Origin of the sequence: Anabaena sp. PCC 7938 (assembly GCF_049315035.1) — a bacterium.
GTDB lineage: Bacteria > Cyanobacteriota > Cyanobacteriia > Cyanobacteriales > Nostocaceae > Anabaena > Anabaena cylindrica.
Map to the genome: position 1 here is coordinate 4155933 of NZ_CP186034.1, position 24392 is coordinate 4180324.

24 protein-coding genes are annotated in these 24392 nt (G+C 38.0%); 16 read left to right on the forward strand and 8 right to left on the reverse strand.

Annotation, left to right across the window (positions count from 1 at the left end; genetic code table 11):
- Nucleotides 1-158: 158 nt before the first annotated feature.
- The gene (locus tag ACOWPH_RS18940) at nt 159-518 is read right to left on the reverse strand and encodes a hypothetical protein (RefSeq protein ID WP_015216938.1); all 360 of its coding nucleotides are present in this window, start codon (nt 516-518) and stop codon (nt 159-161) included.
- Between the two features lie 229 nt (nt 519-747).
- On the opposite strand from ACOWPH_RS18940, the gene ACOWPH_RS18945 reads away from it, so the two are divergent.
- Nucleotides 748-1524: an ABC transporter ATP-binding protein gene (locus tag ACOWPH_RS18945; protein WP_015216939.1), complete on the forward strand. Its 777-nt coding sequence runs from the start codon at nt 748-750 to the stop codon at nt 1522-1524.
- A gap of 487 nt (nt 1525-2011) precedes the next feature.
- Here the strand turns inward: ACOWPH_RS18945 and ACOWPH_RS18950 are convergent, their stop codons facing one another.
- On the reverse strand, nt 2012-2698 hold the full coding sequence (locus ACOWPH_RS18950) for a polysaccharide deacetylase family protein (RefSeq protein WP_015216940.1): 687 nt from the start codon (nt 2696-2698) through the stop codon (nt 2012-2014).
- A 299-nt stretch (nt 2699-2997) separates the two neighbouring features.
- On the opposite strand from ACOWPH_RS18950, the gene ACOWPH_RS18955 reads away from it, so the two are divergent.
- From ACOWPH_RS18955 to ACOWPH_RS18970, 4 genes are all read left to right on the forward strand, one after another.
- On the forward strand, nt 2998-3222 hold the full coding sequence (locus ACOWPH_RS18955) for a hypothetical protein (RefSeq protein ID WP_422665611.1): 225 nt from the start codon (nt 2998-3000) through the stop codon (nt 3220-3222).
- Nucleotides 3212-4093 carry a calcium-binding protein gene (locus ACOWPH_RS18960; RefSeq protein WP_422665612.1) on the forward strand — a complete coding sequence of 294 codons (882 nt, stop codon included), beginning with the start codon at nt 3212-3214 and terminating at the stop codon, nt 4091-4093. The genes ACOWPH_RS18955 and ACOWPH_RS18960 overlap by 11 nt, the downstream gene beginning before the upstream one ends.
- A 98-nt stretch (nt 4094-4191) precedes the next feature.
- Nucleotides 4192-5043, forward strand: coding sequence for an RnfABCDGE type electron transport complex subunit D (locus ACOWPH_RS18965; protein WP_015216942.1), 852 nt, complete (start codon nt 4192-4194; stop codon nt 5041-5043).
- A gap of 153 nt (nt 5044-5196) precedes the next feature.
- On the forward strand, nt 5197-6570 hold the full coding sequence (locus ACOWPH_RS18970; protein WP_015216943.1) for a DUF2330 domain-containing protein: 1374 nt from the start codon (nt 5197-5199) through the stop codon (nt 6568-6570).
- Between the two features lie 171 nt (nt 6571-6741).
- Here the strand turns inward: ACOWPH_RS18970 and ACOWPH_RS18975 are convergent, their stop codons facing one another.
- Nucleotides 6742-7848, reverse strand: coding sequence for a hypothetical protein (locus ACOWPH_RS18975; protein WP_015216944.1), 1107 nt, complete (start codon nt 7846-7848; stop codon nt 6742-6744).
- Between the two features lie 509 nt (nt 7849-8357).
- Here ACOWPH_RS18975 and ACOWPH_RS18980 point away from each other — a divergent pair.
- A complete protein-coding gene (locus ACOWPH_RS18980) occupies nt 8358-9554 on the forward strand; it encodes a WD40 repeat domain-containing protein (protein WP_242043132.1) in 1197 nt (398 codons plus the stop codon).
- A 31-nt stretch (nt 9555-9585) separates the two neighbouring features.
- Here the strand turns inward: ACOWPH_RS18980 and ACOWPH_RS18985 are convergent, their stop codons facing one another.
- The 5 genes from ACOWPH_RS18985 to ACOWPH_RS19005 form a co-directional block, all read right to left on the reverse strand.
- The gene (locus ACOWPH_RS18985; protein WP_015216947.1) at nt 9586-10287 is read right to left on the reverse strand and encodes a hypothetical protein; all 702 of its coding nucleotides are present in this window, start codon (nt 10285-10287) and stop codon (nt 9586-9588) included.
- 17 nt (nt 10288-10304) lie between these two features.
- On the reverse strand, nt 10305-10898 hold the full coding sequence (gene hpsU / locus ACOWPH_RS18990) for a hormogonium polysaccharide biosynthesis acetyltransferase HpsU (protein ID WP_015216948.1): 594 nt from the start codon (nt 10896-10898) through the stop codon (nt 10305-10307).
- A gap of 44 nt (nt 10899-10942) precedes the next feature.
- Nucleotides 10943-11872: a glycosyltransferase family 2 protein gene (locus ACOWPH_RS18995; RefSeq protein WP_015216949.1), complete on the reverse strand. Its 930-nt coding sequence runs from the start codon at nt 11870-11872 to the stop codon at nt 10943-10945.
- Nucleotides 11873-11994: 122 nt separating this feature from the next.
- On the reverse strand, nt 11995-12930 hold the full coding sequence (locus ACOWPH_RS19000; protein ID WP_015216950.1) for a glycosyltransferase: 936 nt from the start codon (nt 12928-12930) through the stop codon (nt 11995-11997).
- 252 nt (nt 12931-13182) lie between these two features.
- Nucleotides 13183-13989, reverse strand: coding sequence for a hypothetical protein (locus ACOWPH_RS19005; protein WP_015216951.1), 807 nt, complete (start codon nt 13987-13989; stop codon nt 13183-13185).
- Nucleotides 13990-14148: 159 nt separating this feature from the next.
- Between ACOWPH_RS19005 and cobU the strand changes: the two genes are divergently transcribed.
- The 10 genes from cobU to ACOWPH_RS19055 all read left to right on the forward strand — a co-directional run bounded on the left by cobU (nt 14149) and on the right by ACOWPH_RS19055 (nt 24103).
- On the forward strand, nt 14149-14697 hold the full coding sequence (gene cobU / locus ACOWPH_RS19010; RefSeq protein WP_015216952.1) for a bifunctional adenosylcobinamide kinase/adenosylcobinamide-phosphate guanylyltransferase: 549 nt from the start codon (nt 14149-14151) through the stop codon (nt 14695-14697).
- 56 nt (nt 14698-14753) lie between these two features.
- Nucleotides 14754-15224, forward strand: coding sequence for a hypothetical protein (locus ACOWPH_RS19015; RefSeq protein ID WP_015216953.1), 471 nt, complete (start codon nt 14754-14756; stop codon nt 15222-15224).
- 396 nt (nt 15225-15620) lie between these two features.
- Nucleotides 15621-15875: a CTB family bacteriocin gene (locus ACOWPH_RS19020; protein ID WP_015216954.1), complete on the forward strand. Its 255-nt coding sequence runs from the start codon at nt 15621-15623 to the stop codon at nt 15873-15875.
- Between the two features lie 272 nt (nt 15876-16147).
- Nucleotides 16148-16462 carry a hypothetical protein gene (locus ACOWPH_RS19025; protein WP_015216955.1) on the forward strand — a complete coding sequence of 105 codons (315 nt, stop codon included), beginning with the start codon at nt 16148-16150 and terminating at the stop codon, nt 16460-16462.
- A gap of 196 nt (nt 16463-16658) precedes the next feature.
- Nucleotides 16659-18809 (forward strand): peptidase domain-containing ABC transporter, encoded by a 2151-nt coding sequence (locus ACOWPH_RS19030; RefSeq protein ID WP_015216956.1) that lies wholly within the window; start codon nt 16659-16661, stop codon nt 18807-18809.
- Nucleotides 18810-18833: 24 nt separating this feature from the next.
- Nucleotides 18834-20228: an HlyD family secretion protein gene (locus tag ACOWPH_RS19035; RefSeq protein WP_015216957.1), complete on the forward strand. Its 1395-nt coding sequence runs from the start codon at nt 18834-18836 to the stop codon at nt 20226-20228.
- 372 nt (nt 20229-20600) lie between these two features.
- A complete protein-coding gene (locus tag ACOWPH_RS19040) occupies nt 20601-21242 on the forward strand; it encodes a hypothetical protein (RefSeq protein WP_015216958.1) in 642 nt (213 codons plus the stop codon).
- 182 nt (nt 21243-21424) lie between these two features.
- Nucleotides 21425-22102, forward strand: coding sequence for a response regulator transcription factor (locus ACOWPH_RS19045; protein WP_015216959.1), 678 nt, complete (start codon nt 21425-21427; stop codon nt 22100-22102).
- Nucleotides 22103-22155: 53 nt separating this feature from the next.
- Nucleotides 22156-23067 (forward strand): sensor histidine kinase, encoded by a 912-nt coding sequence (locus ACOWPH_RS19050; protein WP_015216960.1) that lies wholly within the window; start codon nt 22156-22158, stop codon nt 23065-23067.
- 88 nt (nt 23068-23155) lie between these two features.
- Nucleotides 23156-24103 (forward strand): ribonuclease Z, encoded by a 948-nt coding sequence (locus ACOWPH_RS19055; RefSeq protein ID WP_015216961.1) that lies wholly within the window; start codon nt 23156-23158, stop codon nt 24101-24103.
- The last annotated feature ends 289 nt before the right edge of the window (nt 24104-24392 follow it).

Sequence of the window (24392 nt, forward strand, 5' to 3'; positions counted from 1 at the left end):
CCAATAACTAGACTAGTTGTATATCATTTATCATGATATATCTCAAAAATCTATCTACTGTCTACAACTTAAAAATACCATCTATATCTTCTTAAAGAAAGTAGATATAAGATGGTAGTTACAACAATTAGCAATAACACTCAGCCGAATATTCCATCTTAATATTGTCTTCCTCTATTATCGTCACGTCTGTAGTTATCGTCACGTCTGTAATTATCATCGCGTCTGTAATTATCATCGCGTCTGTAATTATCGTCGCGTCTATAATTATCATCGCGTCTGTGATTATTGTCGCGTCTGTAATTATCATCGCGTCTGTGATTATTATCTCGTCTGTGATTATTATCTCGTCTGTGATTATTATCTCGTCTGTGATTATTATCTCGTCTGTAACGATTTTCTTGGCGATGATTTCTATAATTGTTCGGATGATCAGCTAAGGCTGGAGATATTCCTACACTACCTAGTGCAACTAAGCCAAGTGTACTAATTAAGATGAGAGCTTTGTGCAAATTCATGATGAGTATTCTTAACAATGGAATTACTTTGAGGGTTGTTTTATTCAACCTATTTAAAGCATAAAATTATAGTTGCATAGACATATAGGTAAAAAGTCACTAATTTAATCATGACTTTAGTCATATTTTCCCGATATTAAGAAAAAGTAATGACGTTGCAAAAACTCGTGTAGTCTGTTAGAAATAAAGTAGCAGATATATTGTTTTTAAAAGTGATTATATTAACCATATGCCTCTCGAATTACAAAATCTTACGGGTGGTTATACTGTTTCGCCAATTATCAATGATATTAACCTTTCTTTGCAAACTGGAGAATGGTTAAGTTTGGTTGGTGCTAATGGTTCAGGTAAATCTACTTTATTGAAATTAATTAGTCGAATTCTTGCACCACAACAAGGAGTAATTTTACTCGATGGCAAAGCGATTCACTCGCAGCCTGCAAATTTAGTAGCTCAAAAATTAGCACTTTTACCACAACAGCAAACAGTTCCTGTCGGTTTAACAGTAAGTCAATTAGTAAGTTTAGGAAGGACACCCTATCAACCCTGGTGGCAATGGGAATTAAGTGCTGAAGATAGACAAAAAGTTGAGGGGGCAATTGAAAAAACACAATTAGAGAATTTTAGCGATCGCTTGGTTGAAGAACTATCTGGTGGTGAAAGACAACGGGCTTTTTTAGCTTTAGCTTTAGCCCAAGAACCAAAGGTATTATTACTAGATGAACCGACAACGTATTTAGATATAAATTATCAATTACAATTATTAGAGTTACTGAAAAATCTCAATCAGCAGCAAAATTTAACTATAGTCACCGTTTTACACGAATTAAATTTAGCTGCCCGTTATAGTTCCCGCATGGCTTTATTAAAACAAGGTCATCTTTGGGAAGTTGGTACACCCGAAACTGTGCTGACATCTAATAATATTGCTCATGTTTTTGGTGTGGAATCCGTAATTATTCACACCCCTGTAGGATTGCAAGTTTGCGCCATCTCTTCAGTATAAAAATTGCTCACTAACGGACTCACTACTTTCTCCTTTCTCGTTCCCATACTCTGTGTGGGAATGAATTTTAGAAGGCTCTGCCTTGAGTGATAGTAGAGGCAGAGCCTCTGTGATGACATTCCCAGTCGGAGACTGGGAACGAGACACTACTCGGTACTATTAATGCTGCCATAAGCTATCAAATACTTCCATAAACTATTCTCGTTCCTATACTCTGTATAGGAATGAATTTTAGAAGGCTCTGCCTTGAGTGATAGTAGAGGCAGAGCCTCTGTGATGACATTCCCAGTCGGAGACTGGGAACGAGACACTACTCGGTACTATTAATGCTGCCATAAGCTATCAAATACTTCCATAAACTATTCTCGTTCCTATACTCTGTATAGGAATGAATTTTAGAAGGCTCTGCCTTGAGTGATAGTAGAGGCAGAGCCTCTGTGATGGCATTCCCCGTCGGAGACTGGGAACGAGACACTACTCGGTACTATTAATGCTGCCATAAGCTATCAACAGTTACAAATTCATAGCCTAGTTGTAATAATTGGGGAATAAGGATTTGGATAGTTTGTGCCACATCTTGTCCACCACAAACACCATCATGCAAGACAATAATTGATCCACCTTTCACTTGTTCAAGTATTCGTTGAACAACTACAGATACACCAGGACGTACCCAATCTTCTGGAACAACACTCCACATGACTGGTCTGTAATTCCACTGTTGAAATAATTTTAAAGTTTGAGGTGTAAAAAAACCATTAGGAGGACGAACATCTCGCACTAGTGAAGGTTGTAGATTGCAAGCATTGTAGATAGCGGCTTGGGTTTTTTCTAAACTCTGCTTGAGGTCAGTTGAGGAAAGCAGAGGAAAAGAGTGATGTTCATAGCCATGCAAACCTATCCAGTGTCCTGCATCTGTGACTGCTTTGGCAATATGCGGTGAACGGTTGACACAAACACCCAACCAGAAAAAACTAGCTGTAATTTTGTAATGATCTAAAACGGCTAATACTTGCGGTGTGTATAAAGGATGGGGTCCATCATCAAAAGTGAGAGCGATAGCGAAGCGCTCCGTAGGAATCGCTTGACTATGAATATTACCATGCCACAGACAATTAGGAAAACTCGGTTGGAGAATACGGTGAATCAGGGGAAAAAGAGATGCAAACTGCATAGGAATTAGTGGTTGGAGTGGGTAAAAGTTAGAATATTTGTAATACCAGAAAACCAATTTGGGATTGTATTAAAATTATTAAGTACAATATGAAAAACATCTTACTTCTGTTGTAGATATAACCTAGCCAGCGGCTATTTATAGCCTTTCCCACTCTAGTTAGATACAAAATTACCCCTCCCCAACCCTCCCCTTGGTAAGGCGGGTGGGGTGTATTTCATGAGCTTGGGAATTGCTATAGCATTCAAAATGCTAATTCCAAAATTAAAAATTTAGACGATATCTTGAGGAATTTGAAAATGGCTTTGATTTTTGGTACAAATTTCAATGACAATGGTACTTTTCAAGGTTCGACTTTTTACCCCACACTGGTAGGTACAATTTTTGCGGATATTATCTATGGCTATGGTGGCAACGACATTATTGATGGTGGTCTTGGTGCTGACACCATGTATGGTGGTACTGGCAACGATACCTATTATATTGGTAATTCAGGCGATTTAGTAATTGAGAATGCGTGGTGAAGGTTTAGACACAGTTTATGCTTCTATTAGCTACACATTGACAAACAATGTAGAAATACTCTTTTTAGCAGGAACTGGTGCAATCAATGGATATGGTAATAGTTTAAGTAATCGCATCACAGGAAATAGCGCCAATAATATTATCTATGGCTATGGCGGCAACGACAGAATCAATGGTGGTGCTGGTGCTGACAGAATGTATGGTGGTACTGGTGACGATGATTATTATGTTGATAATACAGGTGACTTAGTAGTTGAGAATTTCAATGAAGGTTCAGACATAGTTTATGCTTCTATTAGCTACACTTTGACAAACAATGTAGAAGACCTTGTTCTCACAGGAACTGCTCACTTGAATGCTACAGGCAACAGTTTAGATAACGTTATTGTTGGCAATAGTGGCAATAATCTCATTTACGGTTATGGCGGTAATGACACGATCTTTGGGTTAGATGGTGATGATATTATTTTTGCAGGATCAGGGGGCGGTTACATCTCTGGGGATGGAGGTAATGATAGTTTGTACGGTGGCAATGATGTGGATACTATCTACGGTCGTGCAGGAGATGATCTTATAGTTGGTAATGGTGGTAATGACATTCTTTCTGGAGGTACTGGTGCAGATCAATTCCTCTTTACCTCTTTATCGGATGGTATTGATACTATTACAGATTTCGATTGGAACACAGATGGCGACAAAATCCTGGTTGATAAATTGGGATTTGGTTCATCTGATTTGAACCAGTTCATTTATGACAGCACTACAGGTGATTTATTTTTCCTGCCTACATGGGACTTGGACATTAAGTTCGCAGTCATCGCAAACACTCCATCCGGCTTCAATCCGCGTGCGGACATTATTTTATTTTAACAACATCCTGTAACAAATTTTGTAACAAGAGTATGATTTCCCCTAACTCTGGTCTAAATTGATGAGAAAGTTAGGGGTAATCCCCATATACAGGGGTAATGTTTAAAGATATTCGAGATTATCAAATTCTATTTTTGAGCTTATTCCTAATTTTAGGGATTGGCACAAGAGACTGGACACTGCGACCTTTATTTATTTTAATAGCGATCGCAACCTGCATCACGACTCAACTAATATTCTCCTTAGCCATCAGTCATTGGTCATTCTTCATTAGCCCAGAACCAACTGATCATCAACCCATAATCAATATCCGCAGTCCCCTAATTACCTCTCTCGGACTCAGTTTATTATTACGGGCTGACCATTGGACAACAATGGTTTTAGCTGCCGTCACCGCCATAGGTAGCAAATTTATCTTCCAAACTGGTGAGAAGCATTTCTTCAACCCTGCCAACTTCGGCATTATTACCGTCTTAGCACTCACCTCTGATGCCTGGGTTTCCCCCGGACAGTGGGGTGAAGAATGGTGGTATGGACTGCTATTTGCTGGTACAGGAGGCATGATTTTACAACGAGTTGGTCGTTGGGACACCACAGCAGCCTTTTTAGGTGCTTACTCCCTACTAGAAGCCGTGCGTAATCTTTGGCTAGGTTGGACTTGGGATGTTTACTTGCATCGCTTGACAAGTGGTTCTTTAATCCTATTTGCCTTATTTATGGTGACAGATCCTCGGTCAATTCCCAACGCCCGTATAGGGAGGATAATTTGGGCTGTATCTATTGCCATGATCACCTTTATTTTGCGGAATTATTTCTTTCTTTCTACCGCAGTATTTTGGGCATTATTTGCGATCGCACCATTGACCATTCTTATAGATACTATCTGGTTCTCCCCCCAATTTTCTTGGTTCAAACAAGGGTTGGAAGAATCAAAGTCTCTCTCCCTGTAGGGATACGAAAGAGAGTTTTCACACCTAAAAGCAGGATTTAATCAGAAAATCCAGTCCCCCTCCACGAAACAGCGGGGAGGGGCTAGGGGTGGGGTGTTATGGCCACCAAAGAGTAATTTCCCCACGTATTGTGTACACCAATTACCAAAAAAAATGAGAAAATTTAAATTATTCATCCCCTTACTAATAGCACTTATTGCTATCCTATCTTTTGCACCAACAGCATTGGCTTTTTGTGGTTTTTATGTCGCCAAAGCTGATACTAAACTCTACAACAAAGCTTCTCAGGTAGTAATTGCACGGCAGGATAATAAAACAGTATTAACAATGGCTAACGACTTTCAAGGCGAAGTTAAAGACTTTGCAATGGTCGTACCAGTACCAACCGTCATCAAAGAAGAACAAGTACGCGTTGCCGAACCGAGAATTATTGAACGATTGGATGCTTTTAGCGCTCCTAGATTAGTAGAATATTTTGATGAAGATCCCTGCGCCCCAGTTTACAAAATGAGCGCTGTACCAGCACCAATGTCAGCAGCAAGCAGAGGTGCAGCGGAAAGTAGTAGACAAGATAACAGTTTAGGTGTCACCGTTGAGGCACAATTCAACGTTGGTGAATATGATATCGTTATCCTCAGTGCCAAAGAATCTGGTGGTTTAGAAACTTGGCTGAATCGCAATGGTTACAAAATGCCCAGAGGATCAAATCAATTACTCAAACCCTATATTCGTTCTTCAATGAAGTTCTTTGTTGCCAAAATCAACCTAGATAAATTTGCAGAATCTGGCTACCAATCACTCCGACCTCTACAAATATCCTACGAATCACCCAAGTTTATGTTACCTATTCGCTTGGGTATGATTAACGCCACAACTGAACAAGATTTAATAGTCTACATTCTTTCACCCCAGGGACAAGCCGAAGTCACCAATTACCGGACAGTGAAAGTTCCTTCTAATCTCAATATTCCTGTTTTTGTTAAAAGTGAATTTGGCGACTTCTATAAATCAATGTTTCAAACTTCTTACACCAAAGAAGATAAAAAAGTTGCTTTTCTAGAATATGCTTGGAATATGAGTAATTGCGATCCTTGTTCTGCTGATCCTCTCAACTCAGAAGAACTCAAACAAGCAGGTGTATTTTGGTTAGATAATAATATCGATAACAATGGCATAGCATCTCCTCAATTTCGTCGTCCCTTCCCCACAGGTAATGTTTTCATCACTCGTTTGCACGTCCGCTACACCCGTAATAAGTTTCCAGAAGATTTGATATTTCAAACAACTTCCAATCAAGAATCTTTCCAAGGACGTTATGTTTTACAACATCCCTTTACAGGAAATTTACAGTGTTCCGCAGGTAGGGAATACAAACGGTCTTTGTCTGGACGTTTTGAACAAGAAGCCCAAACTCTAGCCAAGTTAACGAATTGGAAAATTCAAGACATTCGTCAAAAAATGAAATTCAATGTCGGAACTACAACAAGTTCTTGGTGGGAAAATCTTTTAACCTGGTTGGGATTATAAACAATTAAAAATTCCCAATTAGTAGACTTAATTACAACAATTTTCAGTTCAATGAATCAGAAAAAAGAAATTTAATCTTCTGTAGAGACGTTGTATACAACGTCTCTTAACATTGCTTACTTTATTCTAAAATCCTTGATTTTTCAATGTTTCCAGACGTAACGGGAAAATTCAGGAAATAAACCCTGTTTCTTTAAGCAGCAACCCTAATTCTGTGTGACAAAGTTTTGTGTCCTTATTGTTATTTTTCCACATCTGAGAAAAGAACTCTTGCATGAGGGCAATGATGCCACGGTATTTGACGATATTTGCAACATAGAACTCATCTAACTTGATGTCCCCGTCAGCATGAATCTGCTCGATGTTGTCGAGTAATATAGACCCCAATTCATAAAATTTACAGTCTTTTTTTATACTATATTTTTTCATGATCCTGTGTTTATCGTTCTCCGAACATAAATCATAGGGTAATCGAATTAGGTGTCCAATATTTCGTAGGATTTCTCCGTAATCGTAAAATGTGTTCTGCTCAAAGAAATATTCTTCATGTGGAGTCAACATAAAACTTTTGTCAAGTACCAAACCAAAATCGGTCAAATATGTCTGCTCTCCGTCTGTAAGGACGTTACGAAAATGTGCATCGAAATGGATGATTCCATTCGTCCTCAAAAAGTCAATCGTCGTGCGTAAGTCGTCTAGGAGTTGTTGAAGTTTGTTGAGGTTTTCTTGCAGCCATGTTTCCAGAATATACGGTATGTACTCTAGAAACAGAACCAACTCATAATTAGCGATCGCCCTATCTAACATATACTTCCCAGCGTTCTCACTATTGCCCCAGTATTCTACATAACCTTTTATACCCGACCTATCCACATCCGCACGCTGGACGGAGAATGGAATAATCCGATAATGGTACATAAGTGGGAAGGTAGTAATCGCCCCTTCTAATACCCAGTTTGTCGTCTTGATATGGGTCACGAGTTCACGGAACACTCCAAAACCAGTGGAACCGAAGCCGTAATTACAGTAAGTTGGCAGATCGTAGAGGTTTCTGGTGGAAAACTGGTTGTCAAATTCGATGTTCGTAACTGGAACACGTTTCACAAAGACCTTGGATTCCCCAATAACGATAGTGTGATTTTGCGCCCAACCCGTGCTAGATTCATTCGACTCACTATTGACAAATAGAGAATGCAATTGTGCATTATCCAACTGAGCAATTTGTGAACTGAGTTTGAAGTATCTCTTCCTTCTAAGCTCTATATCGTACTTATCCATTTTCCCCAGTCTAGACACAGCGTGAGAAACTTTACATATTACATTGTAATATAGCAGTTCCTAATTCATAGGCAATCGTTGGAATTCAGTTGTAGGGTGTGTCAGACCCAATAATTTAGCATATAACAGATTGTTTCTATCTGACGCACCGCACTAATATGCAATTCCAAAAGCCTGAAACTAGGTAATTTCCTTCATACATATCATCTGAAGTTTGTACAGTGCGTAAATCCCAGATCATATACCTTCCTTGGCCATTGCTGGTATTTATACCACCTTTTGCACCCCATTGTTTGGAAGGCAGGGGACAGGGAACTATAGAAGCACATAAGAGCGTCATCAAGATATAAGGTGATTAATTAGATATCTTGTGGAAAAGGATGTAGAGACGTTCCATGTAACCTCTCTACAAGGGTTCTAAGAAACGCACATTTAATTTGCACGCTCTTGTCTAATGTATGCCTACAATTAACAGTATAAATAATTACCTGATTTTGCACAAAATGATTATGGATTTACGAAAATTTTTTCAAATAACTAACTCTCATAAAACTATTGCAGCCGGAGTTGGTTTGGCTGTACTGGCTGTGTCAGCAAATTGTCAAGCACAAGGACTTACGAAACCAAAACAACCAGCTGATAAGATGCTTGCAGATAGCTTTGTTAACGCAGTCTCAGCACAAACAAATCTCTCCCCAACACTGAGAACCAGTGATGCTGATAATTCTGCATTCAAAGTAGCAGGAAAACTCAAACAAACTCAAGGGGTAAGAACAAATCATCAAATTATGATAACCGCAGATGCACAGCAACCAGAACAGAGAACCTTGACAGGACACAATGATTTTGTTATCAGTTTGGTAGTAAGTGCAGATAGCAAAACTCTCGCTTCTAGTAGTGCAGATGGTACTATCAAAATCTGGGATATAACGACGGGTAAATTAATTAAAACCCTAAATCATCGCTATCAGGTATATGGTGTAGCTTGGAATAGTGATAGCAAAACGCTTGCTTCTATAAGTGGGAACGAAATAATTATCTGGAATGTAACCACTGGAAAACCACTCAAAACCCTGACTGGTAGCCACGGGTTCTGGAGTGTAACTTGGAGTCCGGACGGCAAAAAACTCGCTTTGGGAGGTTGGGATAAAACCATCCGAGTCTGGGATGCAAACACAGGTAAATTAATCCAAACCCTCCGTGGGCATACATTAGAGGTTTACAATGTTGCTTGGAGTCCGGATGGTAAAACCCTCGCTTCTGGGAGTGGGGATAGCACTATCAAACTTTGGGATGCAAACACAGGTAAATTAATCAAAACTCTTGGACATAGAGGAACTGTTTATGGTTTGGCTTGGAGTCCTGACAGCAAAACCTTAGCTTCTTCTAGTACAGAGCGAACTATCAAACTCTGGGATATAAGCACAGATAAATTAATTACAACCCTGACTGGGCATAGCGATGCGGTTGGTAGCCTGGCTTGGAGTGCAGATGGTAAAACCCTGGCTTCTAGTAGTGCAGACAGTACTATCAAACTCTGGGATACAAGCACAGGCAAATTGATCAAAACCTTGAATGGACATAGAGATATTGTCTTGAGTGTGGCTTGGAGTGCAGATGGTAAAACTATCGCTTCTGCAAGTAGAGACAAAACCATTAAACTCTGGAATGTCGATTTTGTTGAAGAAGGAGCCAGGAGTCAGTAGCAAGACGTTGAAAACTTGAGTTTAATGAAAGTTATTGTTGGTCAAAACATTCTGGACTTGGCCCTTTTAAAGAAAAACTATCAACTTGCACCCAACTATCTTGTCCTAAAGCCCACAAACCTGTAAAGATGTTATAAGCTGAAGCATTACCAGTTCGGAATTGTAGTGTTAGTTTTGTATATTGTGGCAAACTCCCAAATTTGAGTTCTGACCAAACTTTCTGTTGACTATCACGCACTCCAAAATATCCATCTGTAACATTAGCTGATGTTCTCACATAAGCCTCTAAAATATAGTTAGTATTTGGTTTGAGACGTACTTGTTGACGAATACCATTCCAGCCAGAAACGTTTCGCATCCAAGCGTTATTTTGACCTTTAAAACTATATCCCTTTTTAACATCAAAACCCCCACGTCCTTCTATTTGCCAATAAGAGGATGGTTGTTGTTCAAAATCAAGATTACTATAAGGTGCTGCACATGAAGCTTGCGCTTGATTAATGCCAATGTTGGTTAATAAAATGGCAGTAAAAGCAACAGTAAAAAGGTTAGTGAATAAACCTTTATGGATCACCAAAAAATAAATTCCCCAATTTTGTGGGATGGGTATCCTGCCCGTTCTTGATAATTTGCGGGCAAGATGCCCGCACCACAAGAAACTTTTGGGTATTTTTTTAGTTGGAAGTCCCTTAGTAAGTAAATTTCGAGTCTGATGTAATTGAGTTAATGACATAATATCTCCCATTGAGTTTAACCAGAAGTCTTGAATGTTGGGTTTCCTTCCGTTTTGACTCTTGGATGCTGGGGACGACAGGGACTCCCCCAACAAACTTGACCAGGGGGCATATTAGCAAAAACACTACTACGCGCACCTATCACGGCATTAGTACCAATTTCCACTCCTGGGGCTACAAAACAATCTGCTGCTACCCATGCACCATTACCGATGGTTATAGTTGCGGTTTTTAAAGCAAAGGCAGGATCTTGGATGTCATGACTGCCAGTACACAGATAACTTTTTTGGGAAACTATGCAGTGTTCACCAATGGCAATTTGATCAAGGCTGTAGAAAACTACATCATCACCAATCCAACTGTAATCACCTATGGTAACTTTCCAAGGATAGGTGAAACGGGCTGTGGGTCTGATTAATACGCCTTTGCCAATTTTAGCTCCAAATAGTCGCAGTAGCTGACAACGCAATACATTCAGCGGTTGGGGAGTGAGCGGAAATGCGATCGCTTGCACCAACCACCAAAACAAAACATACCAACCTGGACGACCTCTGTCAAACCAAGATTGGTCATAGTTACGTAAATCTACAAAAGGTTTTTCATTGGTCATTGGAGTCAGGAGTCAGGAGTCAGAAGAAAAATACCAATTACCAATTACCCAACTTCTTGAGACAAAGTTGAGGAGGTAGATTCAGAGATGTTTGCAGTATTTAATTGTCCTCCACAACTGCTTAATTCGTAGAGTTTGACCCCAATTTGATATTCATATTGACTCAGTAAGCGTCCATAGATATATCCGGCTTTGCCATCTAAAAAGCCGCGTTGAAGAATATAGAACAAGATAAACCTTAATAATGGTTTAAATGGCAAACGCACCCACACGGTTTTTAAGAAGCGTTTCCGTTGTACTGCATCACCAAATAGATTTGCACCAATAGTATTAGCGTTATCTTTACCTGAGAGCAAATTAAAATAAACACGGGCTTCCCAATTAGAATAGCGGTTATGTCTTTCTAACCAGTGATAAAGGTCGCGGAAGTCTTCGTGGAGCATATCATGTTTGAGATATCCGACTTGACCTTCTAAAATTACGTGTTCGTGAACTTCGTTATCGCCTGTGTTGGGTATATCTTCGGTGTTGAGGTTTTCGTAACGACCTTTTTGATGTTTAAATAATCGGAGGTTCCAATCAGGATATTTACCTCCGTGACGAATCCATTTTCCTAAGAAGAATACGCGGCGATTGATATAATAACCATTGCATTCATCTTTTTGAATTAGTTCAGCAATTTCTGCCCAGGATTCTGGTGTAATTCGCTCATCACAATCAACAATTAGCACCCATTCATTTCTAAAAGGCAGGTTTTCTAATGACCAATTTTTCTTTTTCGGCCAACTGCCATTAAAGTTAAATTGTACAACTTTAGCACCGTAACTTTCCGCAATTTCGATGCTTCTATCACTGCTTTGAGAATCGACTACAAAAATTTCATCGGCGACTGCCAGACTAGTGAGACAAGCAGGTAAGTTTGCTTCTTCATTTTTAGCGGGAATGAGTACGGAAACTGGTATTTTAGATGACATAATATTTTTATTTTAATTTTTTTTTAGCGGTATTCATTTGAATGAGATACAAAATTTACGGCAAACACCATACAGAAAAAGACTTTTACTCCTGACTCCTGACTCCTGACTTCTGACTCCTGCTATATTTTTTTGTTGGTTTTAGACATAAGTCCGTGAATTGCAGCATTTAAGTAACCAATCTGACCATAAGCATAGACTAGTTTATCAAATCTTTCGGCTGGATCAGTAATATATTGTAATGATTTATATAAGCCACGTACAAACTTTTCGCTACCTCGTTGTATCTGTCCAAGACCGGCTTTACCTGCAAGTTGTTCCCGATAGCACTCACTGATACCTTGCCACCAACCCCGGTTTAAAAACCAGGAGGGTTTGAGGCGTTCTGGGGCAACGTTGTGAGCAACTAGGGCTTGGGGAAGATAAGCGACTTGCCAACCTTGCTGGAGGGCAAATTCGGTCATTTGTAGTTCTTCGTTAGATAATAGGTTTTTGCCGACTCGTCCTAGTTGGGGGTCAAAACCGCCGATATTGTCTAGAAAACTGCGGCGGATGGAGTAATTTAAGCCTCTGGGGGTGGAACCTGGTTGGTCAATGTAGAGGTTGCTTTCACCTAAGTCATAGGCTCCTAAGTTGGCAGCTAGTCCGGGAGATATCCATTTTGGTGGTTCGATGCCTGGGGGCCAGATGAGGGTAACTTTGCCACCAGCGATCGCTATTTTGGGGTTATTCTCATATGCAGAATACAAAATTTGCAACCATTGGGGACTGGCTACGGCATCATCATCTAAATAGGCGAGAATGTCAGCACTGGCAGCTTTAGCACCTGTGTTGCGAGCGACAGATAAACCTAGTGTGGGTTCAAAAATATACTTGAGGTGGGGATAGCTGGATCTTTGTTCTACAACTTCACGAGTGCGATCGCTAGATCCATTATCCACTACCACAATTTCAAACTTAGCCGCAAATTCCTGAGCCAATAGGCTGTCGATTGCTGCACCCAAGTACATATCTCGATTATGAGTACAAATGATGGCAGAGATTTGGATATCTGGCATGGCCTTGTTTGGTATTTGAAGATTTGGATTTTTTAGATATAGCAATAGACAGAGTAATTAGGACATCAATTCATGATGAAATTTAGATGACCCAAGGGTTTTACTTCTGACTCCTGCTAGAATATCCAACTCGACAGTTGCTTACTGGTTATTAATCTACCTCATAATTACCGATCTACCAACCGAAATTTCGCTGACACTATCGTATATAAACAATCTTCATGAAAAATCATTAAAACCTTTATCAAGACTTTAAACTTGATGGATATGGCTGTGTAATGCCACAAGAGTTTCGGCTAATTGGCTAAGACGAGTCTCTAGATACTGCTTGCGTCCAAACAGTTGACGTAACTTCTGATAACGAGCAATAGCCATACTGACATTAGGAACTTGATCAACTGGACACGAACGTGACCAGACTTTACCTACAGCATCGACTCCACAAAGGCGATAGTCAGTACGTGATGATTGATAAGATACCTTGTTATCAGCAGGTTCACAAATTTCTTCCACATAATCCATGAGTCGTTCAACTTCTGCATGGCGCAGTGTTGCAGTTCCTCCTGGTTCTGCTTCTTGGGGATTAGATTCTAACCAACCATTAATAACTGGCCCTTCTAGATAGATATCCTGAATTTGCTGAAGAATTGCCTGTAATTCTGTTTGCCAACTGCTAACAGTTTCCTGAATATCTTGCAACATATTCATTGCAAATGCTGGATTTGCCCCATGACGATGATTACTGAAGCTTGGTGTTTTAAACTTAGGTAAACTGGGTGTTCTATCGTCATTTTCCTGGGTCGGAAAAGTTTTTACGGAGTTATGTTTGGGAAATAAATTTGGCTGCGATTCTGAATTGTTTACAGTATTTGCACTTGTATCGACTGTATTAAATTCTTTCGTTGTAGTTTCTTTATTTTCTATAGATTTGTTAGCACCGATGCTGATTCTAAAGGAGAACGGGCGTTTTATCCCTTCACCTGCTTCTGATTCTATGTCAGTATTGCGTATACCCAAATCATGTAGAGTTGCCTCAATGCGTTTTAAGCCTGCTTTCATAAAGAGATCCTGAAGCTTGTTCTAGTGGTATTCAATATTTCTATTGAGAGTTTGTTAAGAGTGCAAATTATTGAGAAACTTCTTTTTATTGTATAGGGGATGATAGTAGTTTATTGAGAAAAGTTAGACTCTTTTGAGCAGATATCTGGCAACATAATTATGAGTAGAGTTATTTTAGTAACAGGGCCAGCACGTTCAGGTAAAAGTGAATGGGCAGAGAATTTAGCTATTCAGTCAGGAAAACCCGTTATTTATATAGCCACAGCTACTGAAAATACCCATGATCTAGAGTGGCAACAACGTATTGAAAAACACCAAAAACGCCGTCCACAAAATTGGGTAACACTCCATGCACCTGTGAAACTTGCGGCAAGTCTAACTAATGCCAAGCCTAATACCTGTATTTTGATTGATTCTTTGGGAACTTGGGTAGCTAATTTTCTGGAACAAGATGATTTGAGTTGGGACAAAATCGTGACAGAATTGCTAGAAACTGTGTCTTTAGTAGAGGCTGATCTGCTATTTGTAGGAGAAGAAACAGGTTGGGGTGTAGTTCCTGCTTATCCTCTGGGGAGAACATTTCGCGATCGCTTGGGTGCTTTAGTTCGTCAATTAGGTGCTATTTGCGAGACAGTTTACTTAGTTACAGGTGGTCATGTTTTAAATCTCAGTATTTTGGGTGTACCCTTACCACCAGCGAAGTCTTAATTTAAAATTAAAGCTTCACCAGGTAAAAACCCTAAATTAAATCTACAATCAAGATTATGGCAAATAAACAAGAAGTTAAAAAGTATCTTGCTCACTGGTTTCAATTAGGGAAGAAAGTTATAGCAGGTAATGGTAATCAGAGCTTTTTACCTAGCTCAGTCCTCAATGGCGATCGCTATAGCCAAGAATTTGAAGACTGCTGGGAACAAATTATCTCCCTAGAAACCTGTGACTGCTATTTAGAAGGTACTCATGAAACCATAGCTCAACTGCTAACACCAGCTTGGGAAATGCTTGCTTGCGGTCGGTGTGATATGCCAGTACCAGTACATACTTTGGGTATGCCAGCTTTATTTTGTCCCTGTAATAGTTTACCCACATGGCCGAATACAGAACTACCAGCACCGCGCAGTCCCATTAATAGCCAAGAACAACTGACAGAAATTTGTCATGCTTGCGGTGAGAGGAGCGATCGCTTTGCAGATAACATTCCTTCACAAATCCACAAACTTCCTAATAAGCAGTAAAAACTATCATTCTGAACGAAGTGAAGAATCTCCAAAAAAACATCAGTAGTCGTACAAAATTAAAAATAGCATTTCCTAACTATATCAGCTATATTATAGCCCCCTCCCCGCTGTTTCGTGGAGGGTTTCTTCCTTCTTACTCAAAAGACCATTCATAATTAAATTTTCATATTTATTATATTTGCACAATTGCATTGAATAAGCGCGTGTATTTTTCGGAAATAGCACTGACGTAAATGTGAAATATATACTTCTAAATCTGGTAATTAAGTTTGCATAAATAGAGCATGACTTCAAGGGTTACTCCTAGATATTCTATTAACAAGCGAGGGGTTGAGCAGCACGCAAAACTAAATCAACTCCAAGCAATAAAATCAGATCAAGGAGATTTCTATCATGTCTAACTTATTTACCGCAGTATCCATTAAAGAACAAGAAATCGTAGCTGGTGGTTATGGTAATAGTTATGGTGAAGACACAGGTACTGGCAGCAGTCTTGTGGACAAAATTTACACCGAATACGCTTTCAAGAACGCTGTGTTGAATGCTGACGTTTTCTCCGGTCCTGGTGGTAGCAGAGTGTTACAGAACTTTGAACTTGTGGATCTGTATACAGAAGCATCCAAGAAATTTAAAGCTTTCCAGTACTAATTGAGTAATAATTAGGCAATTAGCTAATATACAAAATTAATTGCCTAATTTCTTCCATCACTCTCGAATAAATTCTATATTTAATTTAAAAGTGATGGAAGATATCTATTTAACTCTGGCTGAGATAATTGTCCAGCTTTATATAGAATTACAGCAATCATTTCATTAAATCGAATTAATTCAGAAATCCAAAGAATAATGGAATTTAATTAGTTTAACTGCAAATATAATTTTTTTCATTATTTATACCTTTATGAAAGGAATATAAGCAGATGTTTAACCAAATCAACGGACAAAAAGACCAGCTATTCCAACAATTATCTGAACAAGAACAAGAAATTGCATCCGGTGGATGTTCTCAATACTCACCATCTGGTATGTTTGTGTATCAAGAAAAAAATGTACTGAGTTACGCAAATAATAATACAAAAATTTCAGATGGTGTTAGTGAACTTTACAATGAGCAAACATCTTTTTACAGTTTAACAGAAAAGATACTTTTTTGGTTGCCATTTAATGGAGGCAGTAGACGCAATAGAAATGGATTCAATAATAATATGAATTGGCTTATATCCTTATTCTCTTAGAATAAGCTAGATAATTAATTCATTTTAATTATAAGCTGTTGCTCCCATAATTTGCACTTTGTGATTGTTAGAAAAAATTCATTGAAGGAGACAGGAGGCAGAGAGCAGAAAGTCCAATTTAGCAGGAGATTCAAACCCCTCCCATACACTAACAGCACTCCAATTTATTTTTGCAACTATCTAGGGTGCTTTGCTTATGAAACTCCAATTTGTTAAACAGCACAGTGTAGAAGACTGTGGTGCAGCTTGTTTAGCTGCAATTGCTAAATATTACGGTCATACATTTACCCTCAGCCGCATTCGTGAAGCAGTCGGAACTGGACAATCTGGAACCACATTATTAGGCTTAAGAAGAGGTGCAGAAACACTTGGTTTTAAAGCTAATCCAGTCAAAACATCAGTAGAAATGCTTGACCGAATGAATGAAGCTCCCTTACCAGCAATTATTCACTGGAAGGGTAATCATTGGGTTGTTTTATACGGTAAGAAAGGCAAAAATTATCTCATTGCAGATCCCGCAGTCGGGGTTCGTCATCTTTCTAAAAAAGATTTAATTGATGGTTGGAAAGATTGGTTAATTCTCTTATTAGAACCAGACCCCATCCGCTTTTTTGAACAGGAAAGTGATAAAGTTGGAGGCTTTTGGCGTTTTTTCAAACGTGTTTGGATTTATCGCGCCATTTTAGTCCAAGCTTTACCTCTAAATTTAGTCTTGGGTTTGCTATCTTTGGCTTCCCCTTTCCTGTTGCAAATTCTCACTGATGATGTATTAGTTAGAGGTGACACAAAATTACTTACTACTGTAGCTATTTCTGTAGTAGTAATGAACTTTATTTCTAACAGCCTTTCATTTGTCCAATCTAACTTAATCGCTCACTTTGCTCAACGGTTACAATTAGGACTAGTTTTAGATTTTGGTCGGCAAATTCTCCGCTTACCTTTAAGTTATTACGAAGCGCGACGCAGTGGTGAAATTATTAGCCGCTTGCAAGATATTCAACAGATTAATCAATTAGTTACTCAATTAGTTGTCAGCTTACCCAGCCGATTTTTTATTGCACTGATTTCTTTGGCATTCATGCTTTTTTATAGCTGGAAGCTAACGATAGTAGCTTTAATAATTTCTGTCGTCATGACATTATCTACTATTGCCTTCCAGCCAACTTTACAACAAAAAACTCGTGAGCTTTTAGTTCAAGATGCAGAAAATCAAGGCGTTTTAGTTGAAACCTTTAAAGGAGCATTAACTCTCAAAACAACTACAGCCGCACCGCAGTTTTGGGATGAATTAGAAAGCCGTTTTGGTCGTCTAGCTACTCTCACATATCGCACCATTCAAATTAGCATCATTAATAATACCTTTTCTGGTTTTGTCTCTGCCATGGGTGGAGTTATTTTACTGTGGTTTGGTGGCTATTTAGTAATTGAACCAGCAGAAAATCTCAGCATCGGCAAGCTACTTGCATTTAACTCCATGAATGGTAACTACCTAGGGTTAATTGGCACTGTTATCAGCTTTGTTGAAGAATTTACTCGTGCAAAAACTTCTGTACAACGCTTGACAGAAGTTATTGATGCTACTCCAGAAAATGAAAATGATGGAAAAAAGCCTTTTGCTAAAATTTCAGATGATTCCGATATTATTTGTACCAATGTTAACTTTCATTATGCAGGCAGAATTGACCTTTTAGAAGATTTTTCTCTAATAATTCCCGGTGGTCAAGTAGTTGCCTTAATTGGTAAATCTGGATGTGGTAAAAGTAGTTTTGCTAAATTAATTGCTGGATTATATCCTCTCCAATCTGGAAACATCCGAATCGGACTCTATAACCTTCAAGATCTTTCTTTAGAATGTCTACGTCAACAAGTGGTTCTTGTTCCTCAAGATGCTCATTTTTGGAGTCGTTCTATTGTCGAAAATTTCCGTTTAGGAGCGCCCTACGTTACATTTGAGCAAATTGTTAGAGCTTGTCAAATTTCTGGTGCTGATGAATTTATCAGTAAACTACCTGAAAAATACCAAACTATTTTAGGTGAATTTGGCGCTAATATTTCTGGTGGTCAACGTCAAAGATTAGCCATAGCTAGAGCTATTGTTTCAGAACCACCAATTTTAATTTTAGATGAATCTACAGGTGGACTTGACCCTGTAAGTGAAGAACAAGTTTTAGACCAACTATTTAAACATCGTCAGGGTCAAACCACAATTTTAATTAGTCATCGTCCCAAGGTAATTAATCGTGCTGATTGGATTATTTTGCTCAATCAGGGAAGGTTAAAAATGCAAGGTTCTTTGGAAGAGTTAAAAACTCAAGCAGGAGAGCATTTAGATTTTATAAATCCCTAATTCATCATAAATTATCAGGTAATTATGCTCTACACTCATAATCAAAAACTTGTCTCTTCAGTAGAAAATGATGAATTTCTTCCTCCCATTAGTCCTTGGACATCATTAGCAGGAATATTTCTATTGGGAACTGTTGCTGTTGGTATTACCCTATCTTCATGGGTTAAATATAATGTCACCGTCAAAGCTGAGGCCACTGTCCGTCCTACAGGAGAAATTCGCGTGGTACAACCAGAAATGGATGGAACTATTAAAAGTATTTTAGTTAAAGAAAATCAGGTTGTGAAAAAAGGTGACGTAATTGCTCATCTTGATACTGAGCAAGTGCTGATCAAAAAGACCCAGATGCAAGGTAATATCCAACAAAGTAGCTTACAAATAATTCAAATTGATTCCCAAATTCGTATTTTAAATAGTCAAATTTTAGCTGAAAAAGAAGTTATTAAAAGAATTGTTGCTTCTGCAAAAGCTGATTTATTACGTAACAAAAGAGAATATCAAGAACGGAAAATTAATACTCAAAATGAATTCCTCTCAACTGAAGCTGGTTTGCAAAAAGCCAAGACGGATTTACAAAAAGCTCAAGCTGATTTAGAATTTGCAAAATTGGATCGTGACCGCTATGAACAGTTATCGCAAATTGGTGCAATTGGCAGAAGAGAATTTGAACAGAAACAATTAGTTGTCCAGCAGACACAATTAACACTGCAAGCACAACAGAAGTCTTATCAAATAGCAAAAATTAAAGTAAAATCAGCTAAAGCTGCGGTGAATCCAACTACAGCGATGGTAATGATAGCACAAGAACGTATTGCCCAAGAAACTGCTAAAGGTCAAGGTAATATAGCTAGTTTAAACAAAGAAAAACAAGCATTAATTGAGCGTAGATTGCAATTACAAACTCAGATTCAGCAATTTCAAAAAGAACTACAACAAATCGAAAATCAACTAAAAAAAAGCATTCTTAGTGCTACTAATAATGGTATTATCCTCAAACTCAATTTACGTAACCCAGGACAAGTAGTGCGTGCTAGTGAATCTATTGCTGAGATTGTTCCTAATAATGCTTCTCTAGTAATTAAAGCTATGATTCCTACGGCTGAAATTAAAAAAGTTGCTGTTGGGCAAAAAGTACAGTTACGTGTTAATTCTTGTCCATATCCTGATTATGGTACTCTTAAAGGTGTTGTCGAAAATATTTCTCCAGACATCATTCCAACTCAAAGTAATAATTCAGGTATACTAACATCTAGTGGTCATTTTGAAGCAACAATTCAGCCTGAAAAGCTTGAATTTGGTAATAGTAATCACCAATGTCATATCCAGTCAGGAATGGAAGTCAAAACTGACATTATTTCTAGAGAAGAAACAGCACTAAAATTTATGTTGAGAAAGGCAAGGTTGATTACTGATTTATAAGTAAATATAGTTTATTTAACCAAGACTTACGTAACTGGCATTTTGGTAGGTCTGTCAGACTTCATGATTCAGTAATAATCAACAAATTTTGGGAATTTGAAGCACTCTATAATCTTACAATCAATCTAGTACCTGTATATAGCGTTTCCTAATCACATAAGATATATCATAGCCCCCCTCCCTGCAAGCGATGAGAGGTTTGGGGGTGGGGTTTTTGTACCTCACTTAACCGATAACCGCTATAAGTTATACGTACATCTTTAATGTGAATTTATCTCCCAAATAGGATACTTAAAATTTATTACATGATTTGGACATGGGAGAATTTACATAAATATTCCTTACTTTAAAGTCATAAAAATTGTCAAATTTATGACCTATGAACATAGAATTAAACAAGCCTTACAATGGTGGTCTTACAGACAATTTGTAAAACTCTTCCTGGAAGCAGAAAAAATTCGGGATGGATTATTACAAGAATCTTTCACAATCCGTCGCAGCTTAGATGCATTAGAAATAGGTGATCTGAATTTATCAATTAATAAAATTTCAGACTACATCAAAAAAATTGATAATTTTCATCACTCTTTAGTACAATTGAGCGATCGCTTGTGTCCGGTGTATATTCAGGATAGCTTACCCTTCTCCATTCAGTGCTTACTAGACCCCTGGTTAGCATCTAATCCCCATCTATATTTTCATATTGATCTGCCAATATACTGGCGACAGGAACCAATAGAATATAGTGTCATAATTTTAAGGACTTTAGAAGAATTACTGTCAATAACCATACCAAAACTTTCGACACAGGTTTCCGTTTATATCAGTTTAAAACTTAAAAAAAATACGGGAAAATTAAAAGTGAAAATCACCGATCCTGATATATCTACTCTAATTTATTATTCTAATCTACCTGAACTAAAATATCTCAGTGATAGCTTTGAATTTTTATTGTCTGGTAAATGCTTTTACAATAGTAGTAACCTGAAGATAGTTTGGTGTTTTTGTTGGTAAGTATTATTTATTAGCATATTTTTCACCCTAAAAAAGAAAGCATTTTAGTGATAATTGTACGGATGAAGGGTGACATACCTCATGGCAAATTAATTATCAGAAATACAATTTATTATAAGTTAGTTAATTCGATTAAATTTGAAACATAAGTTGCATAATTATTTCATTATTCATGGTTGAAGATGGAACAAGTTTTATTAGAAAATAAATGGTTGAAAATTTTAGTAATTGATGATCACGAATCAGTTTTAAGCGGAACAGTTGATATCCTCAGAAAAACCTATCCTAGTGCTGAATTCATGATTGCCATTAATGCTGATAATACTCTTGAACAAGTTAATAGTGTGCAGCCTGACTTGATAGTTATGGATCTTTCCATTCCAGCAAAAATAGGAATTACTGCGCGTCCTGATAACGGTATTCAACTGCTGAAAATTTTGATGAAAAAATATCCCAATTTGAATATTGTTGTTCAAAGCGCCCATGTAAGAACATTAGTACGTATTCGTTTAGATATTGATAATCATAAAGGAGGCTTTACTATTGCTGATAAAAGTCTTTCTAGCCAGGAGATGTTAACAAGAGTTAATTGGGCATTACAAGGATTAACTCATATAAAAGATATTAAAGGAATCCATTCAGGATTAGAGGTCAAACCAGAATGGCTGAAAGTATTACATCTTGCCTTTGAACAAGGACTACAAGATAAAACTATCGCTGAACAGATGTGTATATCTGAACGCATGGTACGCCATTATTGGAGTAAACTACAAGATGCTTTAAATGTTTATCCTGAAGACGGTAAAAATATCCGTATTCAGACAGAAATGCGAGCCAGAGCAGAAGGCTTAATTGATTGATTATAAATCAAACATTTAAAATTTTAAATAACTCAGTATCCAGACTGAAGCTTATGCAGTCTAATTTTTGGATGAAAATTAAAACAGGATGGAGATATATCTGGATGTTGAGAACATATGCAGTAGCAAACATCATAATTCTTGGTATTTCTATTTCCAATCTATTGAGTATTAGTTATGTCTTGTCAACTTGGAGTTACTTAGTTCAGAAATTTCCAGCGCTTCTAGTTTTAGGTCTAAATGCTACAGCACTAATAGCTTTATATCACTATAACCAATTTATTAAATCTGGAATTAAAGCTAGGCAAGCTATTATTGAAATTACGTTTGAAACAATTCATAATGGTCCATTACAAAGCCTAGATAAAGTTTTGAGAATGGTGAGGGGAGAAAATTTATTAATAAAAAAATTGCTTCCTGAACTGGAAGCAGAGCTTGAAAAATTAAACCAAGAGCTACGGGGAATTTATGAATTTTGGCAGCAGGAAACTCTAAACCAGGAAACAAACCTTTACTTAGGAAACGGTATAATCATCAACTTACAAGATCCCCTGCATGAAATTCTTTATCAAGTTTATAACCACACCTTGGAACGAGATTTTCCTTGCTTTAGAACCATAAAAGTGAAGATTCGCACTTTTGAACCCATAGATGAACAAAGTTTAACTATTGAAAACAAACGAGGAATTTGCCGTTTTCTGGAAGAAGCTTTGTGTAATGTTGGTAAATATGCCACAGGATTAACCTGTCTTGAAGTTACTTGTTCTTCATCTGTAGGTTGGTACACGCTGAGTATTATAGATGATGGTTTAGGCGTTAAATCATCCAGAGAAGGACGGGGAACAAAACAGTTTAAAAATGTAGCACAACAAATAAAAGGTAAATTTCGGCGGGTTCCTCTTGCTTCCAGAGGAACTATTTGTGAGTTATCTTGGCCTGGATGCCTAATAAGTTATGATATGTAAATCTTCAAATTTTGGCATTTTGCTCAACAATCATGTAACTATAAAAAGTAAATCTTCATACTGAGCAAGAAGAAGGCTAAAAAACGCTGTGCAAATAACATTTTTAGGGACGAGTTCCGGAGTACCTACAAGATCACGCAATGTTTCCAGTATTGCACTGAGATTACCACAACGGGCAGAACTGTGGTTATTCGACTGTGGTGAAGGTACACAGCATCAAATTTTGCGGAGTGACCTCAAAGTTAGCCAACTTTCCCGAATTTTTATCACCCATTTGCACGGGGATCATATTTTTGGCTTAATGGGACTTCTTGCTAGTTGTGGTTTAGCAGGTAATGTAGAACGAGTTGATATTTATGGTCCATCTGGATTAAATGAATATCTGCAAGCTGCTTCACGTTACTCTCATACCCACTTTTCTTACCCTATCAAGGTACATACTATCCAACCAGGGATAATTTATGAAGATGATGAGTTTACCGTTACCTGTGGTCTATTGCATCACCGGATTACAGCATTTGGCTATCGTGTTGCAGAAAAAGACCGAGCTGGACGCTTTGATGTAGAAAAAGCAAAAGCTTTACAAATTCCTTCAGGCCCAATTTATGGGCAACTTAAGCGAGGTGAAACAGTTACCCTGGAAGATGGAAGTGTAATTGATGGTAGTCAATTGTGTGGGCCTACGGAAATTGGCCGCAAGTTTGTCTATTGTACAGATACAGTTTATTGTGACGGTGCGGTGCAATTAGCACAAGATGCGGATGTATTAATTCATGAAGCCACCTTTGCTCATCAAGATGCAGATATGGCTTTTCAAAGATTACATTCTACAACCACGATGGCAGCACAAACTGCTTATCTAGCGGGGGTCAATAGACTAATTATGACTCATTTTAGTCCCCGCTATGCTCCAGGAAATGCTATTGAGTTAAAAGATTTACTGCGGGAAGCCCGTGCTATTTTCCCCAATACAATCATGGCTCATGATTTCATGGTTTATGACGTACCTAGACGGCGTGAAGTTATCCTCAATTAGTGTGTAGTAATTATAGTCGCTGGTGTTAAAAATTCAGCCAAACGGAAAACCTATATGTAGGAGATTTAGCACTGATAAACTTCCTTTATATCGTATCAATACTCATTCCTGCTGCCAAGGTGCAGCGGTAATTTCACTAAAATGATACATAATAATATATGATCCTAACAATAATAGAATCCTAGCTGAGAGGATTTTTAAAAGGTCTAATTTATTAATTACGTTCGCGTAGTGTGCTTAAAAAGCTGATGATTTAGGAATGCTATATATCAAGCTTTATATATTCCAT